General features: G+C 38.9%; 18 protein-coding genes. 17 read left to right on the plus strand and 1 reads right to left on the minus strand.

Annotation, left to right across the window (positions count from 1 at the left end):
* Positions 1 to 84 precede the first annotated feature (84 nt).
* From wecB to BMX10_RS03250, 12 genes are all read left to right on the plus strand, one after another.
* Positions 85 to 1,239: a non-hydrolyzing UDP-N-acetylglucosamine 2-epimerase gene (gene wecB / locus BMX10_RS03195; RefSeq protein ID WP_090439245.1), complete on the plus strand. Its 1,155-nt coding sequence runs from the start codon at positions 85 to 87 to the stop codon at positions 1,237 to 1,239.
* A gap of 229 nt (positions 1,240 to 1,468) precedes the next feature.
* The gene (locus BMX10_RS03200) at positions 1,469 to 1,705 is read left to right on the plus strand and encodes an AtpZ/AtpI family protein (protein WP_090439248.1); all 237 of its coding nucleotides are present in this window, start codon (positions 1,469 to 1,471) and stop codon (positions 1,703 to 1,705) included.
* Positions 1,680 to 2,117, plus strand: coding sequence for an ATP synthase subunit I (locus BMX10_RS03205; protein WP_244272621.1), 438 nt, complete (start codon positions 1,680 to 1,682; stop codon positions 2,115 to 2,117). Before BMX10_RS03200 ends, BMX10_RS03205 begins: the two co-directional genes overlap by 26 nt.
* Positions 2,118 to 2,819 carry a F0F1 ATP synthase subunit A gene (gene atpB / locus BMX10_RS03210; protein WP_090439252.1) on the plus strand — a complete coding sequence of 234 codons (702 nt, stop codon included), beginning with the start codon at positions 2,118 to 2,120 and terminating at the stop codon, positions 2,817 to 2,819. It begins immediately after the preceding gene.
* Positions 2,820 to 2,849: 30 nt separating this feature from the next.
* Positions 2,850 to 3,404, plus strand: coding sequence for an ATP synthase F0 subunit C (atpE, locus tag BMX10_RS03215; RefSeq protein WP_244272622.1), 555 nt, complete (start codon positions 2,850 to 2,852; stop codon positions 3,402 to 3,404).
* A 76-nt stretch (positions 3,405 to 3,480) separates the two neighbouring features.
* Complete coding sequence (atpE, locus tag BMX10_RS03220) at positions 3,481 to 3,747, plus strand: ATP synthase F0 subunit C (protein ID WP_090439255.1); 267 nt, start codon at positions 3,481 to 3,483, stop codon at positions 3,745 to 3,747.
* A 49-nt stretch (positions 3,748 to 3,796) separates the two neighbouring features.
* Positions 3,797 to 4,306 (plus strand): F0F1 ATP synthase subunit B, encoded by a 510-nt coding sequence (atpF, locus tag BMX10_RS03225; RefSeq protein WP_244272623.1) that lies wholly within the window; start codon positions 3,797 to 3,799, stop codon positions 4,304 to 4,306.
* Positions 4,294 to 4,836: a F0F1 ATP synthase subunit delta gene (locus BMX10_RS03230; protein ID WP_090439258.1), complete on the plus strand. Its 543-nt coding sequence runs from the start codon at positions 4,294 to 4,296 to the stop codon at positions 4,834 to 4,836. Before atpF ends, BMX10_RS03230 begins: the two co-directional genes overlap by 13 nt.
* An 18-nt stretch (positions 4,837 to 4,854) precedes the next feature.
* Positions 4,855 to 6,366, plus strand: coding sequence for a F0F1 ATP synthase subunit alpha (atpA, locus tag BMX10_RS03235; RefSeq protein ID WP_090439262.1), 1,512 nt, complete (start codon positions 4,855 to 4,857; stop codon positions 6,364 to 6,366).
* Between the two features lie 15 nt (positions 6,367 to 6,381).
* Positions 6,382 to 7,251 (plus strand): ATP synthase F1 subunit gamma, encoded by an 870-nt coding sequence (gene atpG, locus BMX10_RS03240; protein WP_244272624.1) that lies wholly within the window; start codon positions 6,382 to 6,384, stop codon positions 7,249 to 7,251.
* 156 nt (positions 7,252 to 7,407) lie between these two features.
* Positions 7,408 to 8,805 carry a F0F1 ATP synthase subunit beta gene (gene atpD / locus BMX10_RS03245; RefSeq protein WP_090439265.1) on the plus strand — a complete coding sequence of 466 codons (1,398 nt, stop codon included), beginning with the start codon at positions 7,408 to 7,410 and terminating at the stop codon, positions 8,803 to 8,805.
* A gap of 8 nt (positions 8,806 to 8,813) precedes the next feature.
* The gene (locus tag BMX10_RS03250) at positions 8,814 to 9,221 is read left to right on the plus strand and encodes a F0F1 ATP synthase subunit epsilon (protein WP_090439268.1); all 408 of its coding nucleotides are present in this window, start codon (positions 8,814 to 8,816) and stop codon (positions 9,219 to 9,221) included.
* Positions 9,222 to 9,399: 178 nt separating this feature from the next.
* On the opposite strand, the gene BMX10_RS03255 is transcribed toward BMX10_RS03250, so the two are convergent.
* Positions 9,400 to 9,816, minus strand: coding sequence for a NusG domain II-containing protein (locus tag BMX10_RS03255; protein ID WP_244272625.1), 417 nt, complete (start codon positions 9,814 to 9,816; stop codon positions 9,400 to 9,402).
* Between the two features lie 319 nt (positions 9,817 to 10,135).
* Here BMX10_RS03255 and BMX10_RS03260 point away from each other — a divergent pair, with 319 nt between their 5' ends.
* The 5 genes from BMX10_RS03260 to BMX10_RS03280 all read left to right on the plus strand — a co-directional run bounded on the left by BMX10_RS03260 (position 10,136) and on the right by BMX10_RS03280 (position 15,392).
* Positions 10,136 to 10,687 (plus strand): YueI family protein, encoded by a 552-nt coding sequence (locus BMX10_RS03260; RefSeq protein ID WP_090439274.1) that lies wholly within the window; start codon positions 10,136 to 10,138, stop codon positions 10,685 to 10,687.
* A 492-nt stretch (positions 10,688 to 11,179) separates the two neighbouring features.
* Positions 11,180 to 12,007 carry a YwmB family TATA-box binding protein gene (locus tag BMX10_RS03265; RefSeq protein ID WP_170834659.1) on the plus strand — a complete coding sequence of 276 codons (828 nt, stop codon included), beginning with the start codon at positions 11,180 to 11,182 and terminating at the stop codon, positions 12,005 to 12,007.
* A gap of 44 nt (positions 12,008 to 12,051) precedes the next feature.
* Positions 12,052 to 13,329 (plus strand): UDP-N-acetylglucosamine 1-carboxyvinyltransferase, encoded by a 1,278-nt coding sequence (gene murA / locus BMX10_RS03270; protein ID WP_170834660.1) that lies wholly within the window; start codon positions 12,052 to 12,054, stop codon positions 13,327 to 13,329.
* A 113-nt stretch (positions 13,330 to 13,442) separates the two neighbouring features.
* Positions 13,443 to 14,450 carry a stage II sporulation protein D gene (gene spoIID / locus BMX10_RS03275; RefSeq protein WP_090439283.1) on the plus strand — a complete coding sequence of 336 codons (1,008 nt, stop codon included), beginning with the start codon at positions 13,443 to 13,445 and terminating at the stop codon, positions 14,448 to 14,450.
* A 72-nt stretch (positions 14,451 to 14,522) separates the two neighbouring features.
* Positions 14,523 to 15,392, plus strand: a complete 870-nt coding sequence (locus BMX10_RS03280) for a M23 family metallopeptidase (protein ID WP_090439287.1) — start codon at positions 14,523 to 14,525, stop codon at positions 15,390 to 15,392.
* Positions 15,393 to 15,430 lie beyond the last annotated feature (38 nt).

Below are 15,430 nucleotides of genomic sequence, written 5' to 3' on the forward strand. Positions count from 1 at the left end.
GCCAACATAAATATAAAGGGTATCTGCATATTTATGTCGAATTATATACTTCAGAAATAAGATTGATAGAGAGGAAGTAAAAGGATGAAGAAATTAAAGGTGATGACCATATTTGGTACCCGTCCAGAAGCGATAAAAATGGCGCCCTTGGTAAAAAAACTGCAGGAAGCGGAGGGAATAGATTCTATTCTATGTGTTACTGCTCAACATCGAGAGATGCTGGATATGGTATTAAATTTATTTGAGCTTCAACCAGATTATGACCTAAATATTATGCAGCATGGGCAAACTATCTCTGATATTACAGTGAAGGTACTAAAGGGCATGGAACAGATTTTACAGGAGACGAAACCAGATATTATTCTTGTCCATGGAGATACTACCACAACCTTTGTAGCAGCTCTAGCGGCTTTTTATCAGCAGATTCCAGTAGGACATGTGGAGGCAGGCTTAAGGAGCGGCAATATTTATTCTCCTTATCCTGAGGAAATGAACAGAAGGCTTACAGGATCTTTGGCAAATCTTCATTTTGCACCCACTGAAGGAAATTATAAAAATTTAGTCAAAGAGGACATTCAAGAAAAAAACATTTATATCACTGGAAATACTGTCATTGACGCTTTACTACAGGTAGTAAAAAAGGACTATTTATTTGAGGATCCTCGATTAAATAAAATTGATTATGAGAACAAAAAAGTCCTGCTTATGACATGTCATAGAAGAGAAAATTGGGGAGAACCTATGAAAAATATCTTTGAGGCTGTGGTAGAAATTACCCAAAAGCATAAGGATGTAGAGGTGGTGTTTCCTGTACATTTAAATCCCAGTATCAGAAGCCTAGCAAAAGAGATCATGGGAGAGACAAAAGCCATGCATTTAATCGAACCCCTTGATTATGAACCCTTTGCTAACCTATTAAATAAAGCCCATTTAATACTGACGGACTCTGGTGGTATTCAAGAAGAGGCCCCAGCCTTAGGAAAGCCTATATTGGTCATGAGGACTGAAACAGAGAGGCCAGAGGCAGTAGAGGCAGGTACAGTAAAGGTGGTGGGGGTAGAAAAGGAAGCTATCATAAAGGAAGTAGATAAATTATTGTTAAACAGCAAAGATTACCTACATATGGCAAATGCTGTAAATCCCTATGGAGATGGTAGAGCCTGTGAAAGAATCATCACAGCTTTAAAATATCACTTAGGCTTATCTCAAGAAGTGCCAGAAAGCTTTTCGACAATATGAAAAACAAAGAAATAAGCAAATCCTAATGAGTTTGTCGAAAATTAGTGCTGAAAATTAAGATTATTCTCTTGCAAAAATCTGAAAATCTATTAAAATGGAATGAAGTTAAATTTTAAATATTTCCAAAAGTTTTTCTTTACAGTATCTTCTATTCAAAAAAGATTATGATATAATAAACATGAGCATTGTTACATAAATATCACAAGGGTTTTTAAAATGGGGAGGGGCTATGGCGTCAAATAGAAAAAAAGGAAATGTTTTGGAAAATATAGCCCTTATCAGCTATATTGGCATATCCATGATTATACCTATTATTGGGGGCGTATACATAGGCAGATGGGTAGACAACAGGTTTGATACGCAGCCGATATTTTTATTTGCTTGTATTATCATAGGAGTTATCGTTGCCTTTATAAACCTTTTTAAGGTGGCCACAAAGGATGTTAAAAAGAAACAAAGGAAGTGATAAAATGAACCCAGTATGGGAGACGCAATTTAAAATCATTAAGGGGGTTCTTTTGGTAAATAGTGCAATAGGAGTAATTGGGGTTTTTATAGCAAACCCTCCCTTACCATTTCTGGTAGGGTTGCTATTTGGAACCATTATTTCCTTGTTAAACTTTAGACTACTTTCTCTTACATTGAATAAGGCGGTGAAAATGCAGCCCCATCAAGCCCAAGCATATACTAGTATAAGGTATATGATTCGGTACTTGATTATAGGGCTTGTATTATATATATCTATACAAGCAGAGTACATTCATGTATTGGGTACCATTTTTGGTATTCTATCTTTAAAGTTTGTAATTCTGCAAAAAGAGTTGTTTAATAATAAACAATACTTTAAAAATATATTCAAAAGAAAGGAGGCAAAATAAATGGAGTTTGGCCCAAAGGTCATATTTGAGATTCCTATCCTTGGGGGGATACCTGTGACAGAAACCGTTGTGAATACCTGGCTAATTATGCTGGTATTGACAGTGCTGGCTGTTATTGGGGGAAAAGCTTTTAAAAAGGTACCTACTGGTAGGCAGAATGTAGTAGAAGTCGTTGTAGATGCTATCAATAAGCTAACGATTCAAACAATGGGAGAAGACAAAAAGACTTTTGCAAGCTATATGGGTGCACTTTTCTTGTTTTTATTATGTGCCAATTTATTTGGTTTGTTAGGACTTAGGCCACCCACTGCAGATGTCAACACCACCTTTGCATTAGCAGCTTTGACCTTTTGTATGATTCACTTTTTTGGTGCAAAGCGAAAGGGTGTTGGAGGGTATCTGAAGGGATTTTTAGAACCAATTCCATTCTTATTACCCTTAAATATTTTAAGTGAGCTAGCTACACCTATATCACTTTCCTTCCGTTTGTTTGGAAACATTGTAGGCGGACTTATTATCATGTCCTTAGTATATGGCGGATTGATAGGTCTCAGTAGTGCCGTAGGGTTAGGGTCCTTCCCAATATTTCAAGCGGGAATTCCTATAGCTCTTCATTTGTATTTTGATGTTTTTGCAGGTGTTTTACAAACCTTTATTTTTGTAATGCTTTCAATGGTATTTATTTCAATTGCTATGGATTAATGGTAATTTGGTCCCTAAGGGGGTGAAAACTTGGAAAATACAAACTTTATCATGAGGTTTTTAGAATGGTTGATGACCTTCGACCGTAGAGCTCTGATCCTGGCGGCTTCAGCTATAGGAGTGGGCTTTACTATGATAGCCGGGATAGGTCCTGGTATTGGTCAAGGTTATGCAGCTGGCAAAGGTGCAGAAGCTGTAAGCTACAATCCTAAAAGTGGTAAGCAGGCTACAATGATTATGCTGCTGGGTGCAGCGGTGGCAGAGACCTCAGGGATACTGTCTTTGGTGGTTGCCTTAATTATGCTGTTTGCCAATCCGTTGGTCAACACATCTGGAGCAGTATTGGTGGTGGCGGCTTCAGCCATAGGAGCAGGCCTTTCTATGATCGCTGGAATAGGCCCTGGGATAGGTCAGGGATATGCAGCTGGTAAAGGAACAGAGATGGTAGGAAAGAGGCCTAAACATCAACCGGCTATTGTTAGGACTATGTTTTTAGGCCAGGCGGTAGCACAAACTACAGGCATTTATGCTATGATTATAGCCTTGATCCTATTGTTTGCCAATCCACTTGTTGGATTACTATAAAAATTCTTTTTTATCAACAATTTAAAATTTATAAAAATTTATAAAATGAAACTATTTTGAAGGAGGAATTATTATTATGGAACCAATCACAGGTAGAGCGTTAGTATTAGCAGCTTCAGCTATAGGAGCAGGATTAGCGATGATCGCAGGTATCGGACCTGGTATCGGACAAGGATACGCAGCTGGTAAAGGTGCAGAGGGTGTTGGAAGACAACCAGAAGCTCAAGGAGATATCGTAAGAACGATGTTACTAGGTGCAGCGGTTGCGGAGACAACAGGTATCTACGGATTAATTATTGCTTTAATCTTATTATTTGCAAACCCACTAATCGGCCTATTATAAGAAAGTCTTTCTGAGAAGGACCTCTTAAGACAAGGAAAGGAGGCAGTTAATGATGCAACAAGGATTAGTGGAATTTGGTTGGACCTTTTTCTTTCAAATCACAAACACAGTTATTATCTTTTTAGTACTTAGACATTTCTTGTTTAAGCCTGCTACAGAGTTTATGGAGAATAGAACAAAGGGTATTGAAGATGCCCTTGAAAATGCAGCAACAAAGAACAAAGAAGCTGAGGATTTAAAGGGACAATACGAAGGTAAATTAGCCAATATCAAAGAAGAGAGAAATGAAATGATCCGTGAGGCTACAAAGCGTGCTGAAGAAAGAAGCAACGATATCCTCAAGGCGGCAGAAGTAGAGGCAAAAAAGATTATAGAAAAGGGCCGCCAGGACATGGAAAGAGAAAGACAAAAAGCAGTGAACGAGCTGAAGGATCAAATCTCTACATTAGCCATAATGGCAGCTTCTAAGGTAATCGAAGAAGAACTAAGCGAAAAAGCTCATACAAAAATGATTGAAGAATTTATTAAAGAGGTAGGGGAAACACCATGGCAGAATTAATTGCAAAGAGATATGCCGAGGCCCTATTTGAAGTTGCCCAGGGGGACGATAATCTTCAGCAGGTAAGAGAAGAACTAAATTTCACTGAGGAAAGCTTAAAGGCAAATCAAGATTTTGAAAAACTCTTGAATACACCACTTGTCAATTCCAGTGAAAAGAAGGAAATCCTTACCAAAGTCTTTAAAGACAAGCTTAGCAATGAAGTGTTAAACTTCTTATACATTTTGGTAGATAAAAGAAGAACCAACTATATCTATGACATGATTAAAGAATTTAACAGAATGGCAGATGCTTCTAAAAACATGGTGGAGGGCGTAGCCATCACAGCAGTAGCCCTAGAGGAAGAAACTTTGTTAAAGCTTCAGGTACAGCTTTCCATGGCATCTGGTAAAAATGTTAAATTAAAAAATGAAGTGGATCAAGAGATTGTTGGTGGTGTCCTGGTCAAGATCGGGGACAAAGTAATTGATGGAACACTGAAAAATCGACTTGGGCATTTGAAGCAGCAGTTGGCGCAAGTTATATTATAGGAATAGGGGTGATATCACATGAATCTCAGACCTGAAGAGATTAGCTCGGTGATTAAAGAGCAGATTAAAAGGTATGAAAACAAGCTTGAGATGAAGGACGTTGGAACTGTTATTCAGGTTGGTGATGGGATAGCAAGAATTCACGGTCTGGAAAAGTGTATGGCGGGTGAGCTTTTACAGTTTCCTGGCGATGTATATGGCATGACCTTAAACCTTGAAGAAGACAATGTAGGATGCGTGCTTTTGGGTTCAGATGATAATATCAAAGAAGGCGATATCGTCAAACGTACCGAAAGAATCGTGGAAGTGCCAGTAGGAGAGGCGCTGTTAGGTCGTGTTGTTAACGCTTTAGGTCAAGCTATTGATGGAAAAGGTCCTATCAACACTGATAAATATAGAGAAATCGAAAGAGTAGCACCTGGTATTATTGCAAGAAAATCTGTACATGAGCCGTTACAAACAGGAATCAAGGCGATAGACTCTATGATTCCTATTGGTAGAGGACAAAGAGAGCTTATTATCGGAGATAGACAAACAGGAAAAACTGCTATAGCCATTGATACCATCATTAACCAAAAGAAAGAAGATGTTATCTGTATTTACGTGGCTATCGGTCAGAAAAAATCTACTGTAGCTCAAATACAAGATGTTTTAGAGAAAAATGGTGCGATGGATTATACCATTATTGTATCGGCTACCGCCAGTGAAGTGGCGCCATTACAATATATTGCTCCTTATGCAGGCTGTGCTATGGGAGAGGAATTTATGGAAAATGGTAAGCATGTACTGATTATCTATGATGACTTATCCAAGCATGCGGTGGCTTACCGTGCTATGTCATTGCTATTGAGAAGACCACCAGGCCGGGAGGCTTATCCTGGAGATGTATTCTATCTACATAGTAGATTGTTGGAAAGAGCTGCAAAGCTAAGTGATGAAAGGGGCGGCGGTTCTTTAACGGCCTTGCCATTGATTGAAACCCAAGCCGGTGATGTTTCTGCCTATATCCCTACCAATGTTATCTCCATCACAGATGGACAGATCTTCCTAGAGGCTGAGCTGTTTTACTCAGGAGTACGTCCAGCGGTTAACCCTGGTATTTCTGTATCAAGGGTTGGGGGTAGTGCCCAAATCAAGGCTATGAAGCAGGTTGCTGGAAAGCTTCGTTTAGAGCTGGCACAATACAGAGAACTGGCGGCTTTCGCCCAGTTTGGCTCTGAGCTGGATAAAGAAACACAAGCAAGACTGGCCCAAGGGGAAAGAATTGTTGAGATTTTAAAACAGCCACAATATCAACCGGTTCTAGTAGAAAACCAGGTTATGATGATTTATGCTGTAACAAATAAATATCTAGCAGATATTGCAGTGGAGCAGGTAAGAGATTTTGAAGATCAATTCCTAGAGTTTGTCAATACCCAGTATGCTGAAGTGGGAAAAACCATTAAGGAAACTGGGAAGTTAGAAGGGGAAACAGAAGAAAAACTGAAGACAGCCCTTGAGGAGTTCAAAAAGAAGTTTTTAGCCCAATAGTCGGGAGGTGATATATTGGCTGGACTAGGAATGCAAGATATAAAAAGAAGGATCAAAAGTGTTAATAGTACAAAACAGATCACAAAGGCGATGGAGCTAGTATCTTCTGCTAAGCTGAGAAAAGCGAAAGAACGACTAGAAAAAACAAGGCCGTATTTTAAAACAATAAAAAGTACAGTAGAAGAAATCGTTGCCTCCACCAAGGGAATACAGCATGAATTTTTGAATTCCCGTGAAGTGAAAAAGACAGGGTACATTGTGATCACAGCTGATAGAGGACTATGTGGCGGCTATAATACCAATGTGATAAAGAAAGCTGTTCAGCATATGGAGGATAAAGAAAGGGTATCTGTGGTGGCTATCGGTCAAAAAGCTAGAGACTACTTTAGAAAAAGAAGCTATGATTTAGATGGAGAGTTTACCCGTATATCAGAAAATCCTTCCTTTAGCGATGCGCAAAGTATAGGAAAGCTGTCGATAGAATTATATAAACAGGAGCTGGTGGATGAAGTATATCTTGTCTATACAGAATTCATTAGTACTATCAATCAAAAACCAACGGTAATAAAGCTATTACCAATAGAAGTAGCTGCTGAAGCCGTAGAGATTTCTCAAACCGAGGATGAAGAATTCATGGCCTATGAGCCATCACCTGAAGGGGTGCTAAGCTTTTTGGTACCAAAATATATCGAAAGCATGATTTTTGGTGCATTGATAGAGGCTTCCACCAGTGAGCAGGCGGCAAGAAGAGTGGCGATGGAAAGTGCCACTGACAATGCTACTGAAATGATTGGCGATTTACAGCTGCAATATAACCGTGCAAGACAAGCTTCCATCACCCAGGAGATCGCTGAAATTGTTGGTGGAGCAGAAGCACTTAAATAAGACAATGAAAAATAAAAAAAGTAATGAAAATGAAAAATGAAGGTCAAAACCATTACTTTATCTATAGATAGATGATTTAAAGGTTTTAAGGTTGACATTTTACATTTTACACTTTCAATTTTTAATCCCGCAGTATGCGGCAAAGGAGGTAAAGTAATGCCTGAAGCAAATGTAGGTAAATTGGTGCAAATTATTGGACCAGTTGTAGATATAAAATTCAGTACTGAAAGCCTACCAGCCCTATTAAATGCTATTGTCATTGAGGGAAAAGACCACAAGGTTACTGTAGAAGTTGCACAGCATATCGGGGATGACACTGTAAGATGTGTTGCCATGAGTTCTACAGATGGACTAGTGAGGGGAGCAGAAGCTGTTGACACTGGCAGTCCTATTACTGTACCGGTAGGTAAGGCTACATTAGGTAGAATATTTAATGTACTTGGAGAGGTAGTGGATGAGAAAGAAGAGGTAACCTCTGATTTTCATGCACCTATTCATCGTGCTGCTCCAAGCTTTGAGGAACAGGAAGCATCCACAGAGATTCTTGAAACAGGGATTAAGGTTGTTGACTTAATCGCTCCTTATTCAAAGGGTGGAAAAATCGGTCTTTTCGGTGGTGCTGGTGTTGGTAAAACTGTTATTATCATGGAGCTTATCAACAATATTGCCAAAGAGCATGGTGGACTTTCTGTATTTGCAGGAGTTGGAGAGAGAACTAGGGAAGGTAATGACCTATATCATGAGATGATTGATTCTGGCGTTATTGACAAAGCTACTCTAGTTTATGGTCAGATGAATGAGCCGCCAGGAGCTAGAATGAGGGTTGGTTTAACAGGTCTTACCATGGCAGAATATTTCAGAGATCAAGAAGGTCAAGATGTACTTTTATTTATCGACAACATCTTCCGTTTTACCCAAGCTGGTAGTGAGGTTTCTGCTCTCTTGGGACGTATGCCAAGTGCCGTTGGTTATCAGCCGACACTGGCAACAGAGATGGGTGCATTACAGGAGCGTATTACTTCTACAAAGAAGGGTTCCATCACATCGGTTCAGGCAGTTTATGTGCCTGCGGATGACTTGACTGACCCGGCTCCAGCTACAACCTTTGCTCATCTTGATGCGACAACAGTACTTTCAAGACAAATTGCTGAGCTAGGTATTTATCCAGCGGTGGATCCATTGGATTCTACCTCAAGAATCCTAGACCCTGCTATTGTAGGAGGGGAGCATTATGAGGTAGCCCGTGGCGTGCAGGAAGTACTACAAAGATATAAAGAGCTGCAGGACATTATCGCCATCCTTGGTATGGATGAGCTTTCTGATGAAGATAAACTAACTGTTGCCCGTGCTAGAAAGATGCAGCGTTTCTTATCACAGCCTTTCCACGTTGCAGAACAGTTTACAGGGTTCCCAGGAAAATACGTACCATTAAAAGAAACCATCCGAGGTTTTAAAGAAATTTTAGAGGGTAAGCATGATGATTTACCAGAGTCTGCCTTCCTGTATGTAGGTTCTATAGACGAAGCAGTAGAAAAAGCGAAAAAAGAGAAGTAGGTGATTAAATGGCTTCGAAGTTTCATCTAGAAATCGTAACACCAGATAGAGTGTTTTACGATGATGAGGTAGAGATGGCGGTGGTGCGAACCACTGAAGGAGACGTGGGAATCTTAGATGAACATATTTCTATGGTATCACCTTTAAAAATCGGTAAAATCAAGATCAAGAAGGAAGGAAGCTTTAAGGAGGCTGCCATCGCTGGCGGTTTTGTTAAGGTAATCCAAGGTGAAACCACTATTATTGCTGATGCTGCAGAGTGGCCTGAGGAGATTGATGTTCAAAGAGCAGAAGAAGCTAAGGAAAGAGCAGAAAAGCGATTAGAAGTAGGTAAAGAGGATATAGACACAGCAAGAGCAGAGATTGCTTTAAGAAAAGCAGTGAATCGAATAGAAATATATAAAGGCAAAAAATAGTAAAAACTAAGGGCTTGATGCTAATGCACCAAGCCCTTAGACTGTTGAAAAACCTCCATCTTCTTCGTTACTTCAAAAACCCAGCACCTTTACGTATTACCTATACGCTGCAGTCGCTGGGTTTTCTTGTGCCTTGAATCTGAAGAATTTTGCACAGTCTTGATTTTAATCTTGCTTTTTAATGTACAATTAAATCATACTCAAGCTCTTCGCCCTCCACAGCTTCGATGGAAATAACCATTCTGATGGGAAGACTAATTATCATTTGATAAGGTTCACTGATCCATCCCATATCTGCATGAATAGACAAGGGAGAAATGGCCTCTGGTAAGCGATGAAGCCTTACGTAACCTTCCAGCATTTCTAACCTCCCTGTATAGGTTACTCCACTGATTTCAAAGGGAAAATCAATAAATTCTGAGGTGTCAGTCTCTACTAATGGAAAACGATGAATTTCCTGTCCATCTAAATTCACAACAATTTCTTTTCCATTACTGGGTGTTGATAAAAGTGTTGGTATGGTAAAAAAAGAAACTATACTCAGGATTACAACGATAACAATTAAGGCAATATCAGCTTTTGTAACTATTTTCATCAAAAAAACCTCCATTCAAGCAGGCGGTATTATTTATAATAAATGATGCCTAATAATTCAACACATCTAGCCACAGCTTGGTCAGTGAATGATGTTAGTATCCATAGCAGTCTACATAATCTGCAAATTTTATTATATACTATTTAGAAGCAACTGACAAACCCTATGAGGAATAATCCTAATATTTACAGGGGAAATTAACTGCATAGGTAGATAAACAAGTAACTAGGTAAAGATGCCTTCGATAAAGGGAATGAATCCTATTTGAAAAGGGTATATCAATAGTAAATACATAAGCAAAAAAGCTGGAGGTGAAGAGATGTCAGACAAAAATGAACTAGAAAGAACTTTAGAATATGCATTAAAGGGAGTACCGCAAATAAAGCCAGAGGAAAAAAGAAAATGGCTGGGGGAGTTTAGAGAGAGAATTATTTTAGGTTTATCCGTGGAACAAGCAAAAAAGACAGAAGCATTGCATATAGTAAAGGAAGGGTTAAAGGACTCAATGGCAGAGATGTTAATTGTTAATAATAACATACCAATGGAAACTACTTCAAAATATATGAAGATAGCAAAGGAAATGGATAAGGAGTACAGATCTGTAGCGACAGATGCTAAAGAGGCTATGGGTGTAGTGGTGGCCAGTCGCACGGCTGTAGATAGAGAGAATGTAGTACCAGAAGTAAAGGAGCTGCCAGAAAAATTTAAAAATGCTAAACATAAAGAGCTTTGTAAAGAGTGTTATGAAGAATTAAAGGCAATAGATCCAGAGGCAGTAAAGGCTTTTAAGAAACAAAGCTTTATAGATAAATTTTTTGGTTTATATTGCGGCGCCTGCGAGAAAGATATTGATGGAGGTCCGTTGATGTAGAAGGATTTTATCCTTCTACATCAACTTAAAATGAAAAATGAAGAATGAAAAATGTATAGATAAGCAATTTTGAGTTTAAATTAATAATACACACGTTACGGTTTCGCCCATGAATAACTCCTACAGCTCACTTCGATGAACAATACTACAATCTGCAAACTCGGTACCCTCAAACATACAGATTGCTTAACGTATTTCTCATCTGCATTCCCTGGGAGTTATGGTCATGTTCTGCAAATGTACCGCTTAGCATTATTTATTTAATCATGGGGTTGCTTATCTATAGTATACCTTTAGCTTTAAACTTTTAATTTTATATTTTGCATTTAAAAGTATAGCTCTTTTTTTTCCTGTCAATAATGAAACTACAAAGGGAAGAGTGCAAAAGTGTAGTAAGGATGTTTTTCGTCCCCCTTTAACATCATGCTTACATACTTAAGCCTCTCCCTTTTTTTAGTTTTCAGTAAACAGGAAAAGAAAGGAGCGTTAGTTATGAAAAAAGTTTATTATGCAGGAATTATTTTTTTATTATTCTTAAGTTTCTTTTATATAGCCTCTGCTATACAAAATGGAAACAATATGATTGATACAGAAGACCCAATGGTAAAGATATTTGAAGAAAGTGGTGCCGACATTTTAGAGGCGAACATTACCACTACCTTAGAATTACCAGATACCTTATGGAGCAAAGAAGAAGTACAAGAGATCAAGGAAACGCTAAAAAAGAAATTGGGGTTTAGTGATAAGGAAGAGATTGTGATCCATGATGGGTATTGGTCCTTATATGAGGAAGCATCGATAGAGGAAGATGAAAACAAGTTATTTATTCATGAATTTTCAGATATTGGCATGAGCCAAATTATAGTAACCAATACCAATGAAACAGGGGATATTATTACTTTTATCGTATATACAGCAGAGATTCAAGAAGAAAAAACCTCGTATATTATTATTGACATCATCCAAAATAAAAGGTATAAAGATATAGTGGATCAGTGTAATCAAAGTAAGGAAATCTTAGAAAAACATGGAAGTAATATAGAGACAACTATTAATTTAGTTGGAACTTACGATGGTAGGATGGCCAAGGAAGATGGAGAAAGTATAATTAATGGACTCATTCAATTAGTAAATGGGAATAAAGTTGAAGAAGTTGCAGAGGAATTATATATAAGTACTACTGTTTATACACCAACTATTCCAGAGGCAATTCAATATGGCAATCATAAAGTAAACTTGCAGCTTGCAATGCGATATAATGATTATGAGGAGAAGACCTATTTGTATATTGCCAACCCTTTGATTACCTTAACCTACTAAATCAATAAAGTACTTTGGCATCCATGGAAAGTGAGGAGTAGATATTGGCAAAAATAGTTGTTGAAAAAAGTCAACCTTTAAAGGGAACAGTTCGAGTAAGTGGAGCAAAAAATTCCGTGTTACCTATTTTAGCCGCAACCTTATTAGCTACAGAGAAATGTGTATTGGAGGATGTACCTCCTTTAAGAGATGTTGACGTTATTTGTGAGGTGCTGGCTAGCTTAGGAGCCGATGTAAAAAGAGTAAATAGAGAACAAATTGAGATCAGAGCACATCAAATTGATAATTTTGAAGCACCCTATGAGCTGGTTAGAAAAATGAGAGCTTCCTTTCTAGTAATGGGACCGCTGTTGGCTAGAATGGGAAAGGCCAGAATCTCTATGCCCGGTGGATGTGCTATAGGCACCAGACCCATTGATTTGCATTTAAAAGGATTTAAAGCCTTAGGTGCAGAGATTACGTTAGGGCATGGCTTTGTAGAGGCAAAGGCAGATAGATTGAAAGGAAGTAAAATTTATTTAGATTTTCCCAGCGTAGGTGCTACAGAAAATATCATTATGGCGGCCTCCCTAGCAGAAGGTCAAACCATTATAGAAAACGCTGCAGAGGAGCCGGAGATTACAGACCTTGCAAACTTTTTAAACAAAATGGGGGCCGACATTAAAGGCGCCGGTACAGATACCATCAAGATAAAGGGCGTTGCAAAGCTAACGGGTACTACCCATACTGTTATTCCTGACAGAGTTGAAGCAGGAACCTATATGGTGGCTGCAGCAATGACCAAGGGAAATGTTTTAGTAGACAATGCTGAGGCAGATCATTTGAAGCCTGTCATCGCAAAGCTAAGGGAAATGGATGTAGAAATCTATGAAGAAGGCAACGGTTTAAGGGTGATAGGGCCAGAAAGACCAAAACCTGTAGATATTAAAACCCTTCCTTATCCAGGCTTTCCTACTGATATGCAGGCACAATTTATGGCTTTGTTAAGTATAGCAAATGGTACAAGTGTTATTATCGAAACTGTATTTGAAAATAGGTTTATGCATGTAAGTGAACTAAAAAGAATGGGTGCCGATATAAAGATTGAAGGAAGAAGTGCTATTATAGAAGGACAACAGAACTTAACCGGGGCTCCTGTGAAGGCCACTGATTTAAGGGCAGGTGCTGCTCTGATTTTGACAGGGTTGGTTTCTGAAGGCAGGACAGAGGTTACCAATATCCAGCATATCGAGAGAGGCTATGTAGACATAGAAAAGAAGCTAAGAGGGCTTGGTGCCAATATATATAGAGAAGAAGATAAAGAAGAGGATAAAGAAGCATAAGATATAGTTCTAAAACCTTTATTGAGAACATATACCTAGGTAAAGCAAAATGCAAAATGAAGAATGTATTCCACTTTATATTTTTCATTTGCTTCTACTGGGGGATAGATTCAATGAAGGGTATTTTTTTTGCGTTTATTTCTATTTTAGTTATTACCCTGTTGATACCATTATTTATTATTAGCAGCTGTGAAATGCAGGCTCCCCAAAGACACGATGGCGTTAGGGAGGAAATCAGGGAATCAGATCTTATCATTCATGTATTCAATCACGAAACAAAAGAAATCATGGAACTGTATTTAGAGGAATATATCACTCAGGTCCTTGTGGCAGAAATGCCCGCTAGCTTTGAAATGGAAGCCCTAAAGGCACAGGCGGTGGCAGCTAGGACCTATGCTATTTGGAGAGAAAGCACCCATGGGAAAGCAGGACATCCTTCTCATCCTGGTGCCAGTGTATGTACTAGTCATGCCCATTGTCAGGAGTGGTTATCCATGGAGGAAATACAAAATAGACATGGAAAGGCATGGATGGAAAACTATTGGGATAAGATACAAGAGGCGGTAGAAAGCACCACAGGCATCATTATGACCTATAACATGCAACCGATAGAACCATTATATCATTCTACCAGTGGTGGAAAAACAGAAAACTCTGAGGATGTATTTGCTTCTGCTCAGCCATATCTCAGAAGTGTCTCTAGTCCCTATGAGGAAAGATCACCTGTATTGGTGGATCAAAAAAAGATCACAATGGATGCATTTATAAATGGTTTAAGAAGCAGAGACAGAGACTTTACCATTGATAGGAGGAATGCAGCCTCTCAGATAAACATTCTAGAAAAAAATCAGGGTGGTAGTATAAGTAAAATCCAAATCGGCAACAAAACCTTTACTGGTTCTCAAATCCGCCAAACCTTTGATTTAAGGTCTTCGGATTTTACCATAACTGTTAGCGGCAACACTGTAACCTTCTCTACCAGAGGCTATGGCCACGGGGTGGGGATGAGTCAATGGGGAGCCAATGGTATGGCAGAACAGGGCAGCGATTTTCAAGAGATCCTAAAGCATTATTATCAGGGTGTCACTTTTAGCAAACTTACAAGTAATAGGAGTGAGTAAAATAACTTTTAATACCTCCATAGGTATAAATTATCGGAAACGGGCGATAATTACAGATGGAGGTGGATTTCAATGTCTTTTGATAATAACAACGACAATAACAATGAAAAGGAAAACAAGAGGTCCGTTTACAGATTTTTGGACAAACAAGGGTTTTATCTTATTTTATTATTATGTGTATCTATCGTGCTAGTAACCGCTATGTGGGTATCTAGGCAGGAGGAAGAATATCATTTATCGGAAGCTCCTCCTGAAAACCTAGAAGAAGATTTCAGTAGAGTAGAGATTACCTTAGTAGAGGAAGACACATCTACAGAAGAGGATAGTCAGGAAGCTGCAAAAATAGGAGACTCAAATAATATAGTAGTGTCAGAACCAGTAGAAAAGCCGACTGCTGAAGAATCTGATACTCAAGCCGCTGCTGTTGAAGAAGTAACACAACCAAAGCAGGAGCCGCAGCTGGAGGTAAGTCCTAAAAGACAGCCTGCAGCAGAAAAAGATAACACACCAACCACAGCTGCTCAAGATATCATCATGATACAGCCAGTAATAGGGAAGGTAGGATTGCCCTTTGCAGAGGACAGATTAGTGTATCATGAGACCTTGGAGCACTGGAGCATCCATAGTGGAATGGATATTCATGGAGAAGAAGGAGCTCCTGTGAGGGCGGTATTAGATGGCGAAGTAATAGAGGTTGTCAATGATACTATTATGGGAATAACCATAAGCCTGCAGCATGAAGAGGATTTAATTACCAGGTACAGCAATTTATCTACCGATGCCATGGTGAAGGTAGGACAGAAGGTAACGAAGGGACAGGTTATTAGCGGCATAGGAAGAACAGCGGCCAATAAAACCTTAGAAGGACCTCTACTGCATTTTCAGGTCTTAAAAGAAGGAAGGGCAGTAGATCCACAGAACTATCTTCCTAAAATCAATTAAAATAGTACATTTTTATATAGCAAAACCAACGGAAACGG

The organism is Natronincola peptidivorans (assembly GCF_900111615.1).
Lineage (GTDB): Bacteria > Bacillota > Clostridia > Peptostreptococcales > Natronincolaceae > Natronincola_A > Natronincola_A peptidivorans.

Coding starts and splice junctions, on each gene's coding strand:
- wecB (WP_090439245.1), top strand. CDS start 85: ATGAAGAAATTAAAGGTGATGACCATATTTGGTACCCGTCCAGAAGCG.
- BMX10_RS03200 (WP_090439248.1), top strand. CDS start 1,469: ATGGCGTCAAATAGAAAAAAAGGAAATGTTTTGGAAAATATAGCCCTT.
- BMX10_RS03205 (WP_244272621.1), top strand. CDS start 1,680: ATGTTAAAAAGAAACAAAGGAAGTGATAAAATGAACCCAGTATGGGAG.
- atpB (WP_090439252.1), top strand. CDS start 2,118: ATGGAGTTTGGCCCAAAGGTCATATTTGAGATTCCTATCCTTGGGGGG.
- atpE (WP_090439255.1), top strand. CDS start 3,481: ATGGAACCAATCACAGGTAGAGCGTTAGTATTAGCAGCTTCAGCTATA.
- atpF (WP_244272623.1), top strand. CDS start 3,797: ATGATGCAACAAGGATTAGTGGAATTTGGTTGGACCTTTTTCTTTCAA.
- BMX10_RS03230 (WP_090439258.1), top strand. CDS start 4,294: ATGGCAGAATTAATTGCAAAGAGATATGCCGAGGCCCTATTTGAAGTT.
- atpA (WP_090439262.1), top strand. CDS start 4,855: ATGAATCTCAGACCTGAAGAGATTAGCTCGGTGATTAAAGAGCAGATT.
- atpD (WP_090439265.1), top strand. CDS start 7,408: ATGCCTGAAGCAAATGTAGGTAAATTGGTGCAAATTATTGGACCAGTT.
- BMX10_RS03250 (WP_090439268.1), top strand. CDS start 8,814: ATGGCTTCGAAGTTTCATCTAGAAATCGTAACACCAGATAGAGTGTTT.
- BMX10_RS03255 (WP_244272625.1), bottom strand. CDS start 9,816: ATGAAAATAGTTACAAAAGCTGATATTGCCTTAATTGTTATCGTTGTA.
- BMX10_RS03260 (WP_090439274.1), top strand. CDS start 10,136: ATGTCAGACAAAAATGAACTAGAAAGAACTTTAGAATATGCATTAAAG.
- BMX10_RS03265 (WP_170834659.1), top strand. CDS start 11,180: ATGAAAAAAGTTTATTATGCAGGAATTATTTTTTTATTATTCTTAAGT.
- spoIID (WP_090439283.1), top strand. CDS start 13,443: ATGAAGGGTATTTTTTTTGCGTTTATTTCTATTTTAGTTATTACCCTG.
- BMX10_RS03280 (WP_090439287.1), top strand. CDS start 14,523: ATGTCTTTTGATAATAACAACGACAATAACAATGAAAAGGAAAACAAG.